This is a genomic window from Streptomyces sp. NPDC023481 (genome assembly GCF_055560195.1).
Window position 1 is genome coordinate 82875 of the sequence record NZ_JBVHJE010000007.1, and the last position, 18133, is coordinate 101007.

The 18133-nt window shown below is 72.5% G+C and carries 13 protein-coding genes and 2 tRNA genes; 9 read left to right on the forward strand and 6 right to left on the reverse strand.

All coding sequences use genetic code 11. The features are described 5' to 3' along the window. Nucleotides 1-288 precede the first annotated feature (288 nt). From gyrB to ACZ3ZD_RS16340, 4 genes are all read left to right on the forward strand, one after another. Entirely contained in the window at nucleotides 289-2358 is a 2070-nt protein-coding gene (gene gyrB, locus ACZ3ZD_RS16325) for a DNA topoisomerase (ATP-hydrolyzing) subunit B (protein WP_467397381.1), read from the forward strand. 42 nt (nucleotides 2359-2400) lie between these two features. Further along, complete coding sequence (gyrA, locus tag ACZ3ZD_RS16330) at nucleotides 2401-4995, forward strand: DNA gyrase subunit A (RefSeq protein ID WP_467397384.1); 2595 nt, start codon at nucleotides 2401-2403, stop codon at nucleotides 4993-4995. Between the two features lie 18 nt (nucleotides 4996-5013). Beyond that, nucleotides 5014-5784 carry a DUF3566 domain-containing protein gene (locus tag ACZ3ZD_RS16335; protein ID WP_467397387.1) on the forward strand — a complete coding sequence of 257 codons (771 nt, stop codon included), beginning with the start codon at nucleotides 5014-5016 and terminating at the stop codon, nucleotides 5782-5784. A gap of 108 nt (nucleotides 5785-5892) precedes the next feature. After that, nucleotides 5893-5969, forward strand: a tRNA-Ile gene (locus ACZ3ZD_RS16340). 47 nt (nucleotides 5970-6016) lie between these two features. On the opposite strand, the gene ACZ3ZD_RS16345 is transcribed toward ACZ3ZD_RS16340, so the two are convergent. After that, the gene (locus ACZ3ZD_RS16345) at nucleotides 6017-6445 is read right to left on the reverse strand and encodes a hypothetical protein (protein ID WP_467397389.1); all 429 of its coding nucleotides are present in this window, start codon (nucleotides 6443-6445) and stop codon (nucleotides 6017-6019) included. 172 nt (nucleotides 6446-6617) lie between these two features. Next, nucleotides 6618-10943, reverse strand: coding sequence for an nSTAND1 domain-containing NTPase (locus ACZ3ZD_RS16350; protein ID WP_467397392.1), 4326 nt, complete (start codon nucleotides 10941-10943; stop codon nucleotides 6618-6620). Between the two features lie 471 nt (nucleotides 10944-11414). Here ACZ3ZD_RS16350 and ACZ3ZD_RS16355 point away from each other — a divergent pair, with 471 nt between their 5' ends. Together ACZ3ZD_RS16355 and ACZ3ZD_RS16360 are read left to right on the forward strand one after the other, a co-directional pair. Beyond that, a complete protein-coding gene (locus ACZ3ZD_RS16355) occupies nucleotides 11415-11888 on the forward strand; it encodes a hypothetical protein (protein ID WP_467397394.1) in 474 nt (157 codons plus the stop codon). Between the two features lie 76 nt (nucleotides 11889-11964). Further along, nucleotides 11965-12171, forward strand: coding sequence for a ferredoxin (locus tag ACZ3ZD_RS16360; RefSeq protein WP_467397396.1), 207 nt, complete (start codon nucleotides 11965-11967; stop codon nucleotides 12169-12171). Here ACZ3ZD_RS16360 and ACZ3ZD_RS16365 read toward each other — a convergent pair. Together ACZ3ZD_RS16365 and ACZ3ZD_RS16370 are read right to left on the reverse strand one after the other, a co-directional pair. Beyond that, nucleotides 12161-12937 (reverse strand): glycosyltransferase family 2 protein, encoded by a 777-nt coding sequence (locus ACZ3ZD_RS16365; protein ID WP_467397399.1) that lies wholly within the window; start codon nucleotides 12935-12937, stop codon nucleotides 12161-12163. The two genes, ACZ3ZD_RS16360 and ACZ3ZD_RS16365, sit on opposite strands and share 11 nt — an antisense overlap. A 163-nt stretch (nucleotides 12938-13100) precedes the next feature. Continuing rightward, nucleotides 13101-13442, reverse strand: a complete 342-nt coding sequence (locus tag ACZ3ZD_RS16370) for a DUF6344 domain-containing protein (RefSeq protein WP_467397401.1) — start codon at nucleotides 13440-13442, stop codon at nucleotides 13101-13103. 349 nt (nucleotides 13443-13791) lie between these two features. On the opposite strand from ACZ3ZD_RS16370, the gene ACZ3ZD_RS16375 reads away from it, so the two are divergent. Next, on the forward strand, nucleotides 13792-13920 hold the full coding sequence (locus ACZ3ZD_RS16375; protein ID WP_003999697.1) for a DLW-39 family protein: 129 nt from the start codon (nucleotides 13792-13794) through the stop codon (nucleotides 13918-13920). Between the two features lie 292 nt (nucleotides 13921-14212). Next, nucleotides 14213-15547: a hypothetical protein gene (locus tag ACZ3ZD_RS16380; RefSeq protein WP_467397404.1), complete on the forward strand. Its 1335-nt coding sequence runs from the start codon at nucleotides 14213-14215 to the stop codon at nucleotides 15545-15547. On the opposite strand, the gene ACZ3ZD_RS16385 is transcribed toward ACZ3ZD_RS16380, so the two are convergent. Both ACZ3ZD_RS16385 and ACZ3ZD_RS16390 read right to left on the reverse strand, forming a co-directional pair. Continuing rightward, nucleotides 15511-16911, reverse strand: a complete 1401-nt coding sequence (locus tag ACZ3ZD_RS16385; RefSeq protein ID WP_467397406.1) for a serine/threonine-protein kinase — start codon at nucleotides 16909-16911, stop codon at nucleotides 15511-15513. The genes ACZ3ZD_RS16380 and ACZ3ZD_RS16385 overlap by 37 nt on opposite strands. 103 nt (nucleotides 16912-17014) lie before the next feature. Next, nucleotides 17015-17566: a helix-turn-helix domain-containing protein gene (locus ACZ3ZD_RS16390; RefSeq protein ID WP_467397409.1), complete on the reverse strand. Its 552-nt coding sequence runs from the start codon at nucleotides 17564-17566 to the stop codon at nucleotides 17015-17017. A gap of 183 nt (nucleotides 17567-17749) precedes the next feature. Here ACZ3ZD_RS16390 and ACZ3ZD_RS16395 point away from each other — a divergent pair. Then, a tRNA-Ala gene (locus tag ACZ3ZD_RS16395) sits at nucleotides 17750-17822 on the forward strand. Nucleotides 17823-18133 lie beyond the last annotated feature (311 nt).

Genomic DNA, 18133 nt, shown 5'->3' on the forward strand with positions numbered 1-18133 from the left:
CCATCTGACCCCCCGGTAGCCAAGGGTTGACGGCTCGAAGCGCTGAGTGCCGCTGTGAGCCCCTTGGGGCCCCCATCCGTATATCGGGACCCGGCGGAGACCGGTTGAGGGCGGCACATGGGGACTCAGGTACCGGCAAACCCCCATCGATGTCAGTGCTACCGGTAGACTGGAAGACAATCCCGCCCCAACGTGGGGACCGCCCGGGAAAAGCTGAGCAACGCTGATCAAGGCTTACCAACGCAACATGCCGCAGCCGCTCCGGCAATCCGCCGCCGAGCCCGGCTCGTGCTGTGCCAGAAAGGGCGCTTCGTGGCCGATTCCGGCAACCCCAACGAGAACATCCCGTCCACCGACGCCGGCGTGAGCACCGAGGCCACCGCCTCGGCCTCGTACGACGCCAGCGCCATCACCGTGCTCGAAGGGCTGGACGCGGTCCGCAAGCGGCCCGGCATGTACATCGGCTCCACGGGCGAGCGCGGCCTGCACCACCTGGTGTACGAGGTCGTCGACAACTCGGTCGACGAGGCGCTGGCCGGTTACGCGGACACCATCGACGTGACGATCCTCCCCGACGGCGGGGTCCGGGTGGTCGACAACGGCCGCGGTATCCCCGTGGGCATCGTGGCGTCCGAGGGCAAGCCGGCCCTGGAGGTCGTGCTGACCGTGCTGCACGCGGGCGGCAAGTTCGGCGGCGGCGGTTACGCGGTCTCCGGTGGTCTGCACGGCGTGGGCGTGTCCGTCGTGAACGCGCTGTCCATGAAGGTCGCCGTCGAGGTGCGCACGGACGGCCACCGCTGGACGCAGGACTACAAGATGGGCGTCCCGACGGCCCCGCTGGCCAAGCACGAGGCCACGGAGGAGACGGGCACGTCCGTCACCTTCTGGGCCGACCCGGAGATCTTCGAGACCACCGAGTACTCCTTCGAGACGCTCTCCCGGCGTTTCCAGGAGATGGCGTTCCTCAACAAGGGCCTGACGATCCGGCTCACCGACGAGCGCGAGTCGGCGAAGGCGACCAGCGGCGCCGACGAGGCGGGTGCGGACGAGAAGGCCGAGGTCAAGACCGTCACGTACCACTACGAGGGCGGCATCGTCGACTTCGTGAAGTACCTCAACTCCCGCAAGGGGGAGGCGGTGCACCCGACGGTCGTCTCGCTGGAGGCCGAGGACAGGGACAAGAGCCTGTCCCTCGAGGTCGCCATGCAGTGGAACAGCGGCTACACCGAGGGCGTGTACTCCTTCGCGAACATCATCCACACGCACGAGGGCGGTACGCACGAAGAGGGCTTCCGGGCCGCGCTGACCTCGCTCATCAACAAGTACGCGCGCGACAAGAAGCTGCTGCGCGAGAAGGACGACAACCTCACCGGTGACGACATCCGTGAGGGTCTGACGGCGATCATCTCGGTCAAGCTGAGCGAGCCGCAGTTCGAGGGCCAGACGAAGACCAAGCTGGGCAACACGGAGGCCAAGACCTTCGTGCAGCGGGCGGTCTACGAGCACCTCAACGACTGGCTGGACCGCAACCCGGTCGAGGCCGCGGACATCATCCGCAAGGGCATCCAGGCGGCCACCGCGCGCGTGGCGGCCCGCAAGGCCCGCGACCTGACCCGCCGCAAGGGCCTGCTGGAGTCGGCGTCCCTGCCGGGCAAGCTGTCCGACTGCCAGTCGAACGACCCGACCAAGTGCGAGATCTTCATCGTCGAGGGTGACTCCGCCGGCGGCTCGGCCAAGTCCGGCCGGAACCCGCAGTACCAGGCGATCCTCCCGATCCGCGGCAAGATCCTCAACGTCGAGAAGGCCAGGATCGACAAGATCCTGCAGAACCAGGAGATCCAGGCGCTGATCTCGGCCTTCGGCACGGGTGTGCACGAGGACTTCGACATCGAGAAGCTCCGCTATCACAAGATCATCCTGATGGCGGACGCCGACGTCGACGGCCAGCACATCAGCACCCTGCTGCTGACCTTCCTGTTCCGCTTCATGCGGCCGCTGGTCGAGGCCGGGCACGTGTACCTGTCCCGCCCCCCGCTGTACAAGATCAAGTGGGGGCGTGACGACATCGAGTACGCGTACTCGGACCGCGAGCGCGACGCGCTGCTCGAGATGGGCCGGCAGCGCGGCAAGCGCGTGCGCGAGGACTCGATCCAGCGCTTCAAGGGCCTCGGCGAGATGAACGCCGAGGAACTGCGCGTGACCACGATGGACCAGGAGCACCGGGTCCTCGGCCAGGTCACCCTGGACGACGCCGCCCAGGCCGACGACCTGTTCTCGGTGCTGATGGGCGAGGACGTCGAGGCCCGGCGCCAGTTCATCCAGCGCAACGCCAAGGACGTCCGCTTCCTCGACATCTGAGTCGGTCTCAGCTGACCGCACCAGGAAGGATCTTCACCAGCCATGGCCGACGAGAACACCCCCGTGACGCCCGAGGAGGGCGGCGAGCTCGCGATGCGTGTCGAGCCCGTCGGGCTCGAGACGGAGATGCAGCGCTCGTACCTGGACTACGCGATGTCCGTCATCGTGTCCCGTGCGCTGCCCGACGTCCGGGACGGTCTCAAGCCCGTCCACCGCCGCGTGCTGTACGCGATGTACGACGGCGGCTACCGCCCCGAGCGCGGCTTCTACAAGTGCGCCCGTGTCGTCGGCGACGTCATGGGCAACTACCACCCGCACGGCGACTCCTCCATCTACGACGCCCTGGTGCGTCTCGCCCAGCCGTGGTCGATGCGGATGCCGCTGGTCGACTCCAACGGCAACTTCGGCTCCCCGGGCAACGACCCGGCCGCGGCGATGCGGTACACCGAGTGCAAGATGGCGCCGCTGTCGATGGAGATGGTCCGCGACATCGACGAGGAGACCGTCGACTTCACGGACAACTACGACGGCCGCTCCCAGGAGCCGACCGTCCTGCCGGCCCGCTTCCCGAACCTGCTGATCAACGGCTCGGCCGGCATCGCGGTCGGCATGGCGACCAACATCCCGCCGCACAACCTGCGCGAGGTCGCGGCCGGCGCCCAGTGGTACCTGGAGAACCCCGAGGTCTCCCACGAGGAACTGCTGGACGCGCTCATGGAGCGCATCAAGGGCCCGGACTTCCCGACCGGCGCGCTCGTCGTCGGCCGCAAGGGCATCGAGGAGGCGTACCGCACCGGGCGCGGCTCGATCACCATGCGCGCGGTGGTCGAGGTCGAGGAGATCCAGGGCCGCCAGTGCCTGGTGGTGACCGAGCTGCCGTACCAGGTGAACCCGGACAACCTGGCGCAGAAGATCGCCGACCTGGTCAAGGACGGGAAGATCGGCGGCATCGCCGACGTCCGCGACGAGACCTCCTCGCGCACCGGTCAGCGCCTGGTCATCGTCCTCAAGCGGGACGCGGTCGCCAAGGTCGTGCTGAACAACCTGTACAAGCACACCGACCTGCAGACGAACTTCGGCGCCAACATGCTGGCGCTGGTCGACGGCGTGCCGCGCACGCTGTCCCTGGACGCGTTCATCCGGCACTGGGTGACGCACCAGATCGAGGTCATCGTCCGCCGCACGCGGTTCCGGCTGCGCAAGGCGGAGGAGCGCGCCCACATCCTGCGCGGTCTGCTGAAGGCCCTGGACGCCATCGACGAGGTCATCGCGCTGATCCGGCGCAGCGAGACCGTCGACGTGGCGCGCACGGGCCTGATGGGCCTGCTGGAGATCGACGAGATCCAGGCCAACGCCATCCTCGAGATGCAGCTGCGCCGGCTGGCCGCCCTGGAGCGCCAGAAGATCGTCCAGGAGCACGACGAACTCCAGGCGAAGATCAACGAGTACAACCAGATCCTCGCCTCCCCGGTCCGTCAGCGCGGGATCGTCAGCGAGGAGCTGGCGGCGATCGTCGAGAAGTACGGCGACGACCGCAAGACCAAGCTGATTCCGTACGAGGGTGACATGTCCATCGAGGACCTGATCGCCGAGGAGGACATCGTCGTCACCGTCTCGCGCGGCGGTTACGTCAAGCGGACCAAGACGGACGACTACCGGGCGCAGAAGCGCGGCGGCAAGGGCGTGCGGGGCACGAAGCTGAAGGAAGACGACATCGTCGACCACTTCTTCGTCTCCACCACGCACCACTGGCTGCTGTTCTTCACGAACAAGGGCCGGGTCTACCGGGCGAAGGCGTACGAGCTGCCCGAGGCCGGCCGGGACGCGCGCGGCCAGCACGTGGCGAACCTGCTCGCCTTCCAGCCGGACGAGGCGATCGCCGAGATCCTGGCCATCCGGGACTACGAGGCGGCGCCGTACCTGGTGCTGGCCACCAAGTCGGGCCTGGTCAAGAAGACGCCACTGAAGGATTACGATTCGCCCCGCTCGGGCGGTGTCATCGCGATCAACCTGCGCGAGCGCGAGGACGGTTCGGACGACGAGCTGATCGGCGCCGAGCTGGTCTCGGCCGACGACGACCTGCTGCTGGTCAGCAAGAAGGCGCAGTCGATCCGGTTCACCGCCTCGGACGAGTCCCTCCGCCCGATGGGGCGCGCCACCTCCGGTGTCAAGGGGATGAGTTTCCGGGAGGGCGACGAGCTTCTCTCGATGAATGTGGTCCGACCCGGTACGTTCGTGTTCACTGCCACCGACGGTGGGTACGCGAAGCGGACCGCCGTCGACGAGTACCGCGTCCAGGGCCGCGGCGGCCTCGGTATCAAGGCCGCCAAGATCGTGGAGGACCGCGGTTCACTCGTCGGCGCGCTGATTGTCGAGGAGCACGACGAGATCCTCGCGATCACCCTCTCCGGCGGTGTGATTCGTACGCGAGTCAGCGAGGTCAGGGAGACGGGCCGTGACACCATGGGCGTCCAACTGATCAACCTGGGCAAGCGCGATGCCGTCGTCGGTATCGCACGTAACGCCGAGGCCGGACGCGAGGCGGAGGAAGTCGACGGCGACGTGGCCGTGGACGAGACCGCCGAGGGTGCCGCGACCGCCGGCACGGACGAGGGTGAGGCGCCCTCGGCCGAGTAGCACGAGGAGTGAGTCATCGTGAGCGGAGCCACGGGCGCCGGATCGGCCGGTACCTCGAGGGGTACGGAAACGGACGGCGGCGGCCGTGGCTCCGCCGCGCGTGCGGAGAGTGCGAGCGCGGGGAGCGCGAGCGATCCGCACACGACGAACCTGAAGCCGGTGAAGGCTTCCGTGGCGGAGTCCTCCGGCACGAGCGGCACGAGCGGCACCAGGAAATCCCGGCAGAAGTCCCAGGGGGGAACTGTGACGGACACCCGAGGTCCGGCCGCGGCCGGTGAGGCGCGGCCGGCGTCGCCGCTTCCCGGTGAGCGGCACTCGGAGCAGCCCGACGGGCCCTACCACCCGCCGCAGGCCTACCCGGCGCAGGCCCCGGCGGGCGCGGTGCGCAAGCCGCGTACGGGTGTGCGGACGGCGCCGCGGACCCGCAAGGCGCGGCTGCGGGTGGCCAAGGCCGACCCCTGGTCGGTGATGAAGGTCAGCTTCCTGCTCTCCATCGCGTTCGGCATCTGCACGATCGTCGCCTCGGCGGTGCTGTGGATGGTCATGGACGCGATGGGCGTGTTCTCGACGGTCGGTGGCACGATCTCGGAGGCGACCGGTTCGAACGAGGCGAACGGCTTCGACCTCCAGGCGTTCCTGTCCCTCCCCCACGTGCTGACCTTCACGATGATCATCGCCGTCATCGACGTCGTCCTGGCCACGGCCCTCGCGACGCTCGGCGCGTTCATCTACAACCTCTCCGCGGGCTTCGTCGGCGGCATCGAGCTGACCCTCGCGGAGGACGAGTGACCGCCTGACCCGCGTTCCGCGGTCCCCCGGCAACCGATTTTGGGACTGGCGCGGTCGTGCGCTAATCTTCAGGAGTCAGCGCGCGGGACACACACCGCAGAGCGCGGCGGGGCTATAGCTCAGTTGGTTAGAGCGCATCCCTGATAAGGATGAGGCCACAGGTTCAAATCCTGTTAGCCCCACCAGCACGAAGACCCCCGGTCCACCAGGACCGGGGGTTTTTCTCTGTTGGTCAGGTGGTGCAGAAGCGGAGGCCCTTGAGGGCCTCGTTGATCTGCCTGCCCTGGGCCTCGGTGGTGGTCACGTCCTGGTAGGTGAAGCGGTGCGCGGCGGCCTGGTCGGGGCGGGTGGCGCCGCCGTTGAGGGACGAGCACTGGTTGCGGGCCGCGTCGACGGCCTTGTCCTCGTACTTCACGATGTCGGGGTTGGCCGCGGCGAGGGCACGCAGCAGCTCGGCGCGCTTGGCCGGGTTCGGCTCGGGCGGGATGCCGGTGGAGGTGCCCGCGGGCTTCTCCGCGGGAGTTCCGGCGGTGGTCGCCTTGCTGGCGTGGGCCTTGGGGCTCGGGGCGCTCCTGGTGCTGGAGTCGCTGCTGGTGGAGCAGGCGGTGAGCGCTACGGCGGCGGCCGCGACGAGTGCGGCGGCGGTGATGCGGATGTTCATGGTCCCCCCGTGGACGGCTGGTGCCGGAGTGCCGTCATGGCTGCTCCGCGGGCACGCGGAAGACCCGGCCGCTGGCGACGGGGGATGCACCAGCGACCGGGCTATGGCCAAGGGTAACAAGGTTGTTGGTTTCGTGGGGCCAAGTCCGGAGTGAATCAGGGAGGTTGGCCGATCATCGACCGCACGGGGGGTCGTAGGAGAGGCGGGAGAGGTACTCGTGCCACCGGTCCGGGGTCAGGACGCCCCGGGTGACCGAGCAGATGTGCCGGATCGCCGCGTCGGCCTCCAGGCTCCACAGGCGGATGGTGTCGCTGCCGCTGGAGACGCCGAGGACGTGGCTGCTCGGGCTGAAGGAGAGGAAGGCGCCCGTCTTGGCGTTGGGGCTCATCGACTGGCCGATCGCGGTCGCCGCGTCCGGCTCGGTGACGTTCCACAGCCGGACGGTGTTGTCGTTGCCGCCGCTGGCCAGGGTGTGGCCGTCGGCGCTGAACGTCACGGACGTGACCGCCTCGGTGTGGCCGGTGAGCGGGGCGCCCAGCGCGCTCACGGAGGCGGGGTCGGTGACGTCCCACAGCCGGACCAGGTCGTCGTCGCCGCCGCTGACCAGGGTGTGGCCGTCGGGGCTGTAGGCGAGGGCGTTGACCGGGCCGGCGTGTGCCGGGAACGGCCTGCCGAGCGGGACGGCGCGGGCCGGGTCGGTGACGTCCCACATGCGGATGGTGCGGTCCGCGCTGCCGCTGGCCAGGGTGCGGCCGTCCGGGCTGAAGACGACGGCGTCGACGAAGCCGCGGTGGCCGGTGAGCGGCTTGCCGAGCGGGACGGCACGGGTGGGGTCGGCGACGTTCCACAGCTGGATGGTGCGGTCGTCGTAGGCCGTGGCGAGCACCTTCCCGTCCGGGCTGTACGACAGGGTGCGGGGGCCCGCGAACCGGGTCCGCAGGGCGACGGTCCTGGCGCGGACCGGGTGCGACGGGTCGGTGACGTTCCACAGGTACAGCGTGCTCATGCCGTTGAGTACGGCGAGGGTGCGGCCGTCGGGGGAGAACATCATCGAACGGTTGCCGCCGTCGGGCCGCATGAACGGCTTGCCCAGCAGCACGGGCCGGCCGGGCGCGGCCACGTTCCACAGCCGGACCCGGCCGTCCCGGGCCGCGGTGGCCAGAACCCGACCGTCCGGGCGGAACGCCCCGCCGCGGCCGATCATGTCCGAGGTCGGCACCGACCACAGGCGCACCTTGCCGTCGCCGCTGCCGGTGGCGAGGGTACGGCCGTCCGGGCTGAAGCCCAGCGCGTACATCTCGCCGCTGCTGCCCGCGAGCGGTTCGCCGATCTGGGACGGCGCGGCCGGGTCGCCGACGTTCCACAGGCTGGCCGTGCTGTCGGCGCTCGCGGCGGCCAGCCGGCCGCCGTCGGGGCTGAACGCCACGGACCAGATCGGCCCGGTGTGGCCGGTCAGCGGGGCGCCGATCGCCGCCGCGCGGGCGGGGTCGGTCACGTTCCACAGCCGGATGGTGTCGTCCGCGCTGCCGCTGGCCAGGGTGCGCCCGTCGGGGCTGAAGGCCACCGAGTGCACCAGGTCGGTGTGCCCGCGCAGGGTGCGCACCACCGTCGGCCGGCGGGGCGCGGTGGCGGTGCCGCCGTCGTGGTCCGCGTCCCGGCCGCGCCCGGCCGTCGTACCGCCCACGTTCCACAGGCGGACCGTGTCGTCGTCGCCGGCGCTGGCCAGGGTGCGGCCGTCCGGGCTGAAGGCCACGGAGCGCACCGCCGCAGAGTGCCCGCGCAGCGTGGCCAGCGGGGCCGGCCGGCGCGGATCGGTGACGTCCCACAGCCGTACGGTGTGGTCCTCGCCGGCGCTGGCCAGGGTGCGGCCGTCCGGGCTGAAGGCGACCAGGTAGATGGTGCCGCGGTGCCCGGTGAGCGGTGTGCCGAGCGGGGCCGGGTGCCCGGGGTCGGTGACGTTCCACAGCCGTATGGTGCCGTCGTCGCCGGCGCTGGCCAGGGTGCGGCCGTCCGGGCTGAAGACGGCGCTGCTCACCCAGCTGGTGTGGCCGGTGAGCGGCTTGCCGAGCGGGGCCGGGCGGTGGGAGTTGCTGACGTTCCACAGCCGGACCGTGCGGTCGTAGCCGGCCGTGGCCAGGGTGCGGCCGTCCGGGCTGAACGAGGTCAGGTACACGGCACCGGTGTGACCGGACAGGGGGGTGGCCAGCGGCGCGTTCACGATGGAGATCAGGCGGCTGTAGGTGCCCTCGTCGCCGGGGCGCAGCTGGTGCGCGACCAGGTCGAGCTGGGCGGCCAGCGACGGATCCGTGTGCTGCACCCGGTCGGCCTCGGCGAGCACCTGCGCGAACACGGCGTCGTCGCGCTGCTTGAAGGCGAGCACCGCGGAACCGGCGGCGAGCACGGCCAGCACGACCAGCGCCGCCACCGCGGCCCGGCTCAGCCACACCGAGCGGGTGCGCAGCCGTACCGAGGCGGCCAGGAACTCCACCGCGCTGCGGGTCAGGTAGGTGTCCCCGGCCGAGCGGGCCCAGTTGCGGGCCTGCTCCAGCCGGGACCCCCGGTACAGCAGGGAGCTGTCGCGGCCCGAGTCCTCCCAGGCCCGGCCGTCCTCCTCCAGCCGCTGGCGCAGCAGGTGGTCGCCGCGGCCCTCGTCGATCCAGTGCCGCAGCCGGGGCCAGGCGTGCAGCAGCGCCTCGTGGGTGATCTCCACGGTGTCCGCGTCCAGGGTCACCAGCCGGGCCCGCACCAGGGCCTCCAGGGACTCCTCCGTCTTGCCGGGGTCCGCGGCCTCCTGCGCCAGCTGCCGCCGGGTGCCGCGCCGGCGCGTGGCCTGGGTGTCCTCGCCCAGCCGGACCAGCCGCAGCAGGAGCAGCCGGGCGGCGGTGCGGGCCGCCGGGTCCAGGCCGGACCAGGCACGCTCGGCGGTCGCCGCGACCGCGCCCTGGATGCCGCCCGCCGCGCGGTAGCCGGCCAGGGTCAGCCTGCCCGCCTTGCGGCGCTGCCAGGTGGCCAGCAGCGCGTGCGACAGCAGCGGGAGCACGCCCGCGTCGTGCGCGCCGCGCGGGCTGTCGGCGCTCACCTCGCGCACGATCAGCTCGGCGAGCCCCGGCTCCAGCTCCAGCCCGACCGCCTTGGCCGGGCCGGTCACCGCCTCGCGCAGTTCGGTGCTGGTCAGCGGGCCGAGCACCATGTGGCGGTGCTGTAGCGCGTCGGCGAGTTCCGGGTAGCGCAGGCACTGCTCGTAGAAGTCGGCGCGGATGCCGAGGACGACCTGGACGGGGGCGGGTCCGGCGGAACCGGCGGGCGGGGTGCAGGCGCTGTGCAGGAACTGGATGAAGGTGCGCCGGTCCGCCTCGTCGGCGCAGAGGGTGAACGCCTCCTCGAACTGGTCCACGATGACGACCGGCCGGGCGTCCGGGTCCCGGTCGTGGCCCGCCCAGGCCGCGATCGCCTCGCGCACGGCCCTCGCGAGGTGCGGGGCGCCGCTGCCGGGCAGCGCCGGGTTCTCCGCGGCCTTCCGCTCGGCCCGGCGCGCGACGGCGGCGACCTCGGCCAGCTCCGGGATGCGGCCGGTCAGCTCCCCGAGCGGGTCGGCGCCGGGGACGAACTGGAGGACTTTCCGGGAGCGGGCGGTGCCGGGTGCTGTCGGGGGGTGCGGGGTGCCGGCCCGGGCCGCCGGGTCCGCCGCACTCGGTGTGCCCGCCGCATGCGTCGCGTCCGCCGCACTCGATGTGCCTGCCGCATTCGTCGCGCCCGCCGTGTTCGTCGCGCCGACCGCGTTCGTCTCGTTCGCCGCACCGGCCGCACCGGCCGCACCGGTCGCATCGGTCGCACCGGCCGTACCGGCCGCACCCGTCGCGCTGGCCGTGGCGGCCGTCGGAGCGTCCAGGGAGCCGTTGCGGACCGCGGGGACCAGGCCGGCGTTCAGCAGGGACGACTTGCCCGCTCCCGAGGCGCCGACCAGCATCACCAGGCCGCCCGTCCGCTCGGCCGCGCGGAGCTGGGCGACGAGGGCGTTCGTACTGCGTTCCCGGCCGAAGAACCAGCGGGCGTCCTCGTGCCGGTACGGGGCCAGCCCCCGGTACGGGCACACGCCGCCGGCGACCGGCGGGGCCTGGGCCGGTGGCCGACGGTTCTCCTGGGCGGGCGGCGCGGGCCGCTCGCCGCTCGGACCGGTCAGCGCCAGCTCCCACAGCCGCTGCCAGTGGGCGGGGTCGTACAGGCCGGTGGAGACCGGGGTGGGCCGCAGGCGCCGCGCCTCCGGGATCAGGATCTGCAGCACCGCGGCGAGGGCGGCGAACTGGGCCGGTACGTTCCGGGCCCGGCGCCAGTCGCTGATCCGCTGCGCCGACACCCGTACGGGCCGGCCGCGCTCGTCGACGCGCTGCAGTCGTACGACCGCCTCGGCGACGCTCTTGAGGGGAGGGTTTCCGGCCTCCTTGTACAGCAGCGCGAGGCGCTCGGCGAAGGCTGTGCGTGCCCCTGAGTCGGAACTCAAGGTCCCACCCCTTACTTTCCCCCACGTGTGGACGTCCGGACCGGAAAACTCACCTTATACGGCTGACCTGCGGCGAAGGGCGGGGCCGGAGACCGGAACCTCCCCCTGCGGGGCCGTAGATGGCAGGATCCGGACCCGGTAGTGGACCCGTCACCCCTCGTCCGGACAGGCCACCGGCCCGGTGCTCGGGGAGACGGCCCACGACGCCGAACGTTCTCGGCCGAATTCGCTCACCGCGTGCCGTGCCCGGCGGGTGAGCCGGGTGCCCCGGACGCCGTCCGCCCCCGCACTTCGACCCGTGCCGCAGCGCCGACAGGGCACGGGCCGACGGCCCGGCACCGTCCGGCACCGGTCCCCACGAGGGGAGGGACCGGTGCCGGGCGTGCGGGACCGGTGGCGCACCCCTGGTGATCTGACGGTGTGTCAGTTACGGTCGCTCCGCCGGTCCTTTCCGAAGGGGTGAGGTGTCCCATGGAGAAGCAGCGTCCCCGGTGCCCGCGGCCGCCCGGTGCACCCCGCTGGGTGGCGATGTTCCACGAGCCCGACCGGGGCACCTGGACGGTGGGCGCCGAGTCCCCGTACCGGGAGCCGGTGCTGTACGCCGTCGGGGACATGACCCGGACCCTGCGGGCGCGCGGAGCCGAGGCGACCGTCGCCCTGTGGGGGCCCGGGGACGGCGACTGGCGCCTCTGCGACACCCCGTCCGCCACGGCCCCCGCCCCTGCGCCGGAGCGGCCCGCGCCGGGCGCCGCGGAGCCGGTCCGGCTGGCCGAGCGCATGACGGACCGCCGGCACCAGGTGCTCATGGCCGGGCTGAGTAAGGCGGGCCTGTACGACCTGGGCCCGCAGGACGGCGAGGCGGTCCGCACCCTCACCGACCGCCTGGACGAGCCGACGATCCGCCGCGTGGCCCACTGGCTCGCCACGGCGGGCGGACGGGGGTAGGCACGGCGGGCCGGTTCGGCGAGGGTGCCGGTGGGCAGGGTCGGTCCGGAGGGTGTTGCCGACGCCTGGAGGGCGTATGAAGGTCTCCGTCGACCGGTCCCTGTGCTACGGCTCCGGCGAGTGCGCGTACCGGGTGCCCGGCGTGTTCGCGTTCGAGGACGGGTACGGCGTCGTACGGGCCGGCGTGGTGGAGGCGGCCGACGAGCCGGGGGTGCGGGAGGCGGCGGAGAGGTGTCCCTCGCAGGCGATCCTCCTCACCGAGGAGGAGCCGTTCAGCGGGTAGGGGCCGGCGGGTAGGTCCAGCCGAAAGCGGCCAGTGCGCGGGCCCGGGCCTCGGCGACCGCCGTGCGGGCCGCGCGTTCGGCGGGGTCGACGTGCGCCGCGTGCCCCGTGACCTGCCCTTCCCACTTGCGGTACAGCAGACCGGGCTCGGCCGAGAACCAGCCGCGGCTCACCGCGTCCAGTGCCAGCAGCAGACCGGTGTCCTCCGAGGCGGGCAGCGCCATCCAGCCGCCCAGCGCGGTGAGCAGCTCCCGTCGTACGCACAGGCTCGCCGGGTGGACCGGGGCCCGGAAGTCGTTCCGCTTCCACCGGTCGAGGACGCTGCCGCGCTCGATCGGGCCGTCGTCGGGATCGCCGGGGAAGCCGGCCGTGGAGCCGTCGGGCAGCAGGTCCAGGACGCGGGACGTGGTCCAGCCGACGGCCGGGTGCGCCTCCAGCACAGCCACGTCCCGGGCGAGCGCACCCGGGGTGAGCCGGTCGTCGGCGTCCAGCACCTTCACGTACACGCCCTCGGCGCGCGCCAGCGCGATCGTGCGGGCGACCCCGGGCCCGCCCGGCCGGCCCCGGCGGAAGGACAGCCGGGGGTCGTCCGGCAGGTGCGGGTGGACCTCCTCGGTGGTGCCGTCCTGCTGCACGACCCAGTCCCACTCCCAGCCGGCGGGCAGCCGCTGCGCGCACAGGGACGCGTACGCCTCCGGCAGGAACCGGGCGGAGGGGCCGTGGACAGCGGTGACTACGGTGACGCGCCGGTTCACGGCAGCGCTCACCACCTTCCGTGCGGGTGTGGGTCGTTGCCGTACGAGGATGACGCATCCCGGAACAGCGCGAGACCCCCGGCCGAGCCCGGCCGGGGGTCTGTGACGTGTCGACTGTGGTGCGTACGCAAGTCGCCGTGCGGTCGAGACGTTGCGGTACTGCGGCGGGGGAGGATCAGCAGTCGAGGGAGCCCGAGAGGTGGTCCTCGGTCGTGGTCTCCGCCTGGCTGTCGGGGAGTGGACGGTGCCGGCAGCCGGGGGTCTTCCCGTGGGCCTCGGCCCGGATCCGCTGCTTCATCGTGGGGGGCAGGGCCTTGGCATAGGACCAGGCCCAGTGGCGTGCCGCCGGGATCGTCGGGGTCGTGCGCTGCGCGGTGTCGGTGCGGGGGCTCTCGGTCCGGGGTCCGGCCGCGGTGGCGGTCGCGGAGGCGGCGGTGACGAGTCCGAGCGCCGTGCACAGCGCGAGGAAGGCGGTGACGATGGCGGTCCACAGCTTCATGACCTTGTTCGCGGTCATGGCCCCTCACTTTCGGGTTGGGCGATTTGCGTACTTTCCTCATGATGTGTATGAGCGCCGCGAAGTGGTGGACCTCCGCCCGTGGCGCGTCGATGTTCAGATGAACACCACCCGAACGGCCGCAAGAGAGCGGAAATCGCCGCAGAACGCGCTGAGGGTGAGCGAAGAGGGAGCAAAGTAACCGTCCGTGGAGGCGCCGTCACCCTCCGGCCGGAACGGCCCGCGACCTGGCCTATTGCGCGTGAAGAGGCGGGAGTTGGGCCCCGACGCAGGTCACCGATCGATATCGGTCGGTGTGTATAGTCGGGCGCCAGAGGTCCCCTACGTCAAGGAAAGACGAGGTCGCGCGGTGAAGAAGCTGCTCCTGGTCGCACTGGCCGCCATCGGCGGGCTCCTCGTGTACCGCCAGATCCAGGCGGATCGCGCCGAGCAGGATCTGTGGACGGAGGCGACTGACTCCGTGCCCACGGGTTCGTGAGTCCCGGTACCCGATCTGAACCGACCCCGGCCGCCCACGCGGTCGGGGTTTTGCGTTCCCCCCGGGTTGCGGGCACCCGGCGGGTGGGTTAGCGGGCGCGCCGGGGCCTCAGGGGCGCCGGACGGGTTTCGGACGGGCGCGTGCGTTGCCCGGATGGCGCAGCGGCGGCCGGGGCAGGATGTTCCCCGCGGTCCGCGGGGGACCGTCCGACGACAGAAGCCGGTACCGGGGGTGGTGGCGCGTGCGGCGAGGCGGTACGGCGGTGGGGGCGCGAGGCGGTAGGGCGGCCGGGGTGGGGTGGCAGGCCCTGGTCGCCCGGCGCGCCCTGGTCCTGTTGCTGGCACTGTGCGCCGCACTCGCCCCGCCGGCCGGCGTCCGGGCCACCGCTGCCGAGCCCCCGGGGGTGGTGCCGTACGCCTTCGCGCCCGGCGCTCGGAGCGTCACCGGCGCGCCGCGGCCCACCGCGGACGCCCCCCTGCTGGACCCCGGCCGCACCTACCGCGGCTCCGTGCCGCGCGCCGGCAGGCTCTACTACCGCCTCCGCCTCACCGCCGCCGACACGGCGTACGTCCCCGTCACCGCCGTACCGCCCGCGGACACCACCGTCTCCGCCACCGACGGCATCCGCGTCTCGCTCCAGGACGCCGGGGGCACACCCTGCTCCTACGCCTCCGCCCGCTTCGGCGCCGGGCTCAGCCCCCGCCCGGTCACCGCCCTCGCGCAGCGCGAGGCCGGCAAGGCGCTGTGCCAGGGCGGAGGGACGTACTACGTGCTGGTCGAACGGCTCGACGCCGAGGGCTCCGACGCGGCGGCCCCGGCCGCCCGGTGGGACCTGGAGCTCGCGCCCGCCACGGAACCCGGCCTCACCCGGGCCGGCCCCACCACCGCGCCGGGGACCTGGGACTCCGCCACCCCGGAGCCCGTCACCGGCATCCCCCGCGAGCGCCCCGGCGGCACCGGGTTCAGCACCGCCCGCCCCCTCGGCCAGGGCGTCTGGCGCAGCACCCTCGCACCCGGTGAGACCCGCTTCTACAAGGTGGCGCTGGACTGGGGCCGGCGCCTGCACGCCTCCGCCGACCTGGCCGGCGCCCCCGGCCACGGCTATGTCGGCGGCGCGCTGAACCTCTCCCTCTACAACCCCGTGCGCGGCTACGTCGACGACACCTCCCTCGGCTACACCGGCGCCCCGAAGTCCGCCGTCCTCGCCCCGCTGCCGCCGGTGGAGTACGCCAACCGCTACGCCGTGCCCGCCGGGGTGACCTCCGTCCGCTTCGCCGGGGACTACTACCTCGTCGTCCACCTCAGCACGCAGCTGGCCGGCACGTTCGGGCAGGGGCCGTTCCCGGTGACCCTGCGGGTACGGGTGGCAGGGCAGGCGCACGCCGGGCCCGGATACGCGGGCCGGCCCGTGCCCGACGACGTCTTCACGATCACCGAGCGGGACCGGGAGGCCGCGGTGACCGGGGCGACCGGGAGTGCCGGGGACGGCTCCGGCCACCGGGCGATGCGGCTGGTCGCCGTCGGCGGGATCGGCTCGGGGACCGCGCTGCTGCTGCTCCTCGGCGGCTGGAGGGTGGCGGCCCGGCGGGCTCACATCCGGGTCAGCGCCCAGAAACCCACCGCGTAGCAGGCGAGCGCCAGCAGGAGCACCGGGATCGCGACCCTGGCCGGGGGCCCGGGACGGCGGGCCGCGCGCCGCGCCCTCCGGCCCCGGACGGGTGGGGCCTCGGGCGGGGGCGGGGGCGGAACCCGCGGGTCGCGGGTGGTGTACGCCGCCGTGGTGGTGTCGACCCGGGGGTCCGGGACACCGCCCGGCACCGGGTGCGGGTGTGGGTGCGGGTGCGGGTGGGGGTACGGGGTGGGGTACGGATCGGTGGCCGGGGGCTGCTGGGGCGGCGGTAGGCGGAAGCTGCCGGTGTCGGAGAGGGAGCCGGTGCGGGCGGCCGTACGGGAACCCGTGCCCGTACCGGAGCCCGTACCCGTACCGGTGCCGGAGCCCGCACCGGAACCCGTCAACCCGCCCACTGTCGGCGGCCTTTCGGGAACCCTCTCGGTGGTCGTCTCCGCCGTCTCGCCCGGGATCAGGTCCAACGCCACACCGGACGCCTGCTGGAGGGGGCCGTCCGGACCGAAACCCGGCGGCAGCGGCCCGAGTTGGTCGAAGATCTCGATGAGCTCGTCGTCCGGTCCGGGCTCCGGCAGGAGTTCCACCGCGGCGGCGAGCGCCTTGCGCGCCCCCGTGGCCGTGCGGAAACGGTTCGCGGGGTCCGGCTGGAGCAGCGAGGCCACGACCTGCCAGAGCGGTTCCGGGATGCCCTTGGGCGCGCCGGGCGTGCCGTGTTCCAGGAAGTACCGCACCAGCGCCTTCACGTCGGGCTTGGCGCCTTCGAGGAGGTACAGGGCGACCAGGCCCACGGCGAACAGATCGGCGGAGAAGTCGGGTTCGGCGCCCAGCAGTTGCTCGGGCGCGAGATAGCCGGGCGTGCCCACCACGAGGTTGGTCTCCGTCAGCCGGGGTTCCCCGAGCCGCATGGCGATGCCGAAGTCGGACAGCCGGAGCCGCGGCCGGCCCGTACCGGTGGCCTCCAGGAGCACGTTGGCGGGCTTGACGTCCCGGTGGACGACGCCCTCCGCGTGCACGGCGGCGAGCCCGGACAGCAACTGGTCGAGCAGGGTGCACACGAACGCCGGTGGGAGGGGGCCGTAGTCGCCGACCAGGTGGACCAGCGAGCCGCCGGCGACCAGGTCCATGGTGAACAGCACCTTGTCGTCGTCGGCGGCCCAGCTGGCCGGGGCGAGCACGTGCGGATGGTCGATGCGCAGCGCCTGCTCCCGCACGAAACGGAGCAGGGCGTGGGCGTCCCGCTGCTGGAGGACCTTCGCGGCCACGTACCGCCGGCGGCGATGGTCCCAGGCCCGCCATACGGCGCCCACGCCGCCGCGACCGATCGGATCGGCCAGCTCGTACCGGCCGGCGAACACCTCACCCATGCAGCCGCCGCTCCTCCCCTGACCCGACGAACCCCCGTGCCCCGGCCCCGTGCCCCGTGCCCGGCCGGCGCACCGGACCCCCTCCGGTGCGCCGGCCGGCCGGTCAGTTCTGGTGCGACTGGTAGTGCGCGACGGCGTCCGAGGTGCGGCCCGCGCCGTAGACGCGGAGGAACTCGGCGAGTTCGGGGTGGCTCGGGGCGAGGGTGTCCGCGGCGTCGATGATGTCGCCCGCGGCGGCCACCGAGCGGAGCAGCGACTGGATCTCGCGGACCACCCGCCTGACCGTGGGCACACCCGAACTGTTCGTGGTGTGGGTGGTGTTGCTGCTGAGCACGGAGCCCCCCTGCGACTTCTTGATCTCGTCCATGCGCTCGGCCGCCTCGGCGGCGCTGACACTGCCGTCCGCGACCTGGGACGCCAGTTCCTGCAACAGCTGCACCCGCTGGACCACCGCCGGATTGCCGATCTTCGCGCGCTGGCCGCTCATCAGCTGCGAGAGCATCGGAGCGGACAGGCCCAGGACCGCCGCGAGCCGCGCCTGGTTCAGCCCGAGATCGTCTATCAGCTTACGGAAGAGCGCCCCCAACGGCTCCCCGTACCAGTTCCGCTGCAGCTCCCGCGCTCTCGCGGTGGCTTCCTGCTGTGCGGCGTCCATTGCGTCTCCCCATCGCTTCCCCTGAAAACCGCGGTTCGCTGTAGCGAACCACGCCGAGCATCTTACGGAGAGTGGTCATCCGCGGGGACCCCTAATCTTTTTGCGGGATACGGGGGGTGACCCGGTACTCTGGTCTGCGGCACCCGTCGGAACGCGATTCCTCCGGTCGGGCGCTCCCTTTCCGGGGCCTTAGCTCAGTTGGTAGAGCGCCGTCTTTGCATGGCGGATGTCAGGGGTTCGACTCCCCTAGGCTCCACAGCAGGTCAGACACCCTCCGAGGATTCACCTCGGAGGGTGTTCCTGTGTCCTGAGTCCGCACGGGAGACCCGGCCCGCGGGCGGCGATCCCCACCGAGCGCATCGGCGGGGATCGCTCGTACAAACGTGGACCGCCCCACCCCGGGCTGGGGGTGGGGCGGTCCGCTCCGGCTTGACCGGAGCGAGGATGGCGGCCGGCGGACACAGGTACACCGGCCGCCATCAGTATGCGATGGGGGCGGCACGCCCAGGTGGCACGTGCCCCAGCTTGCCTCCATGTAGTCACTCACGGCAATGTCTCGGTGACCTA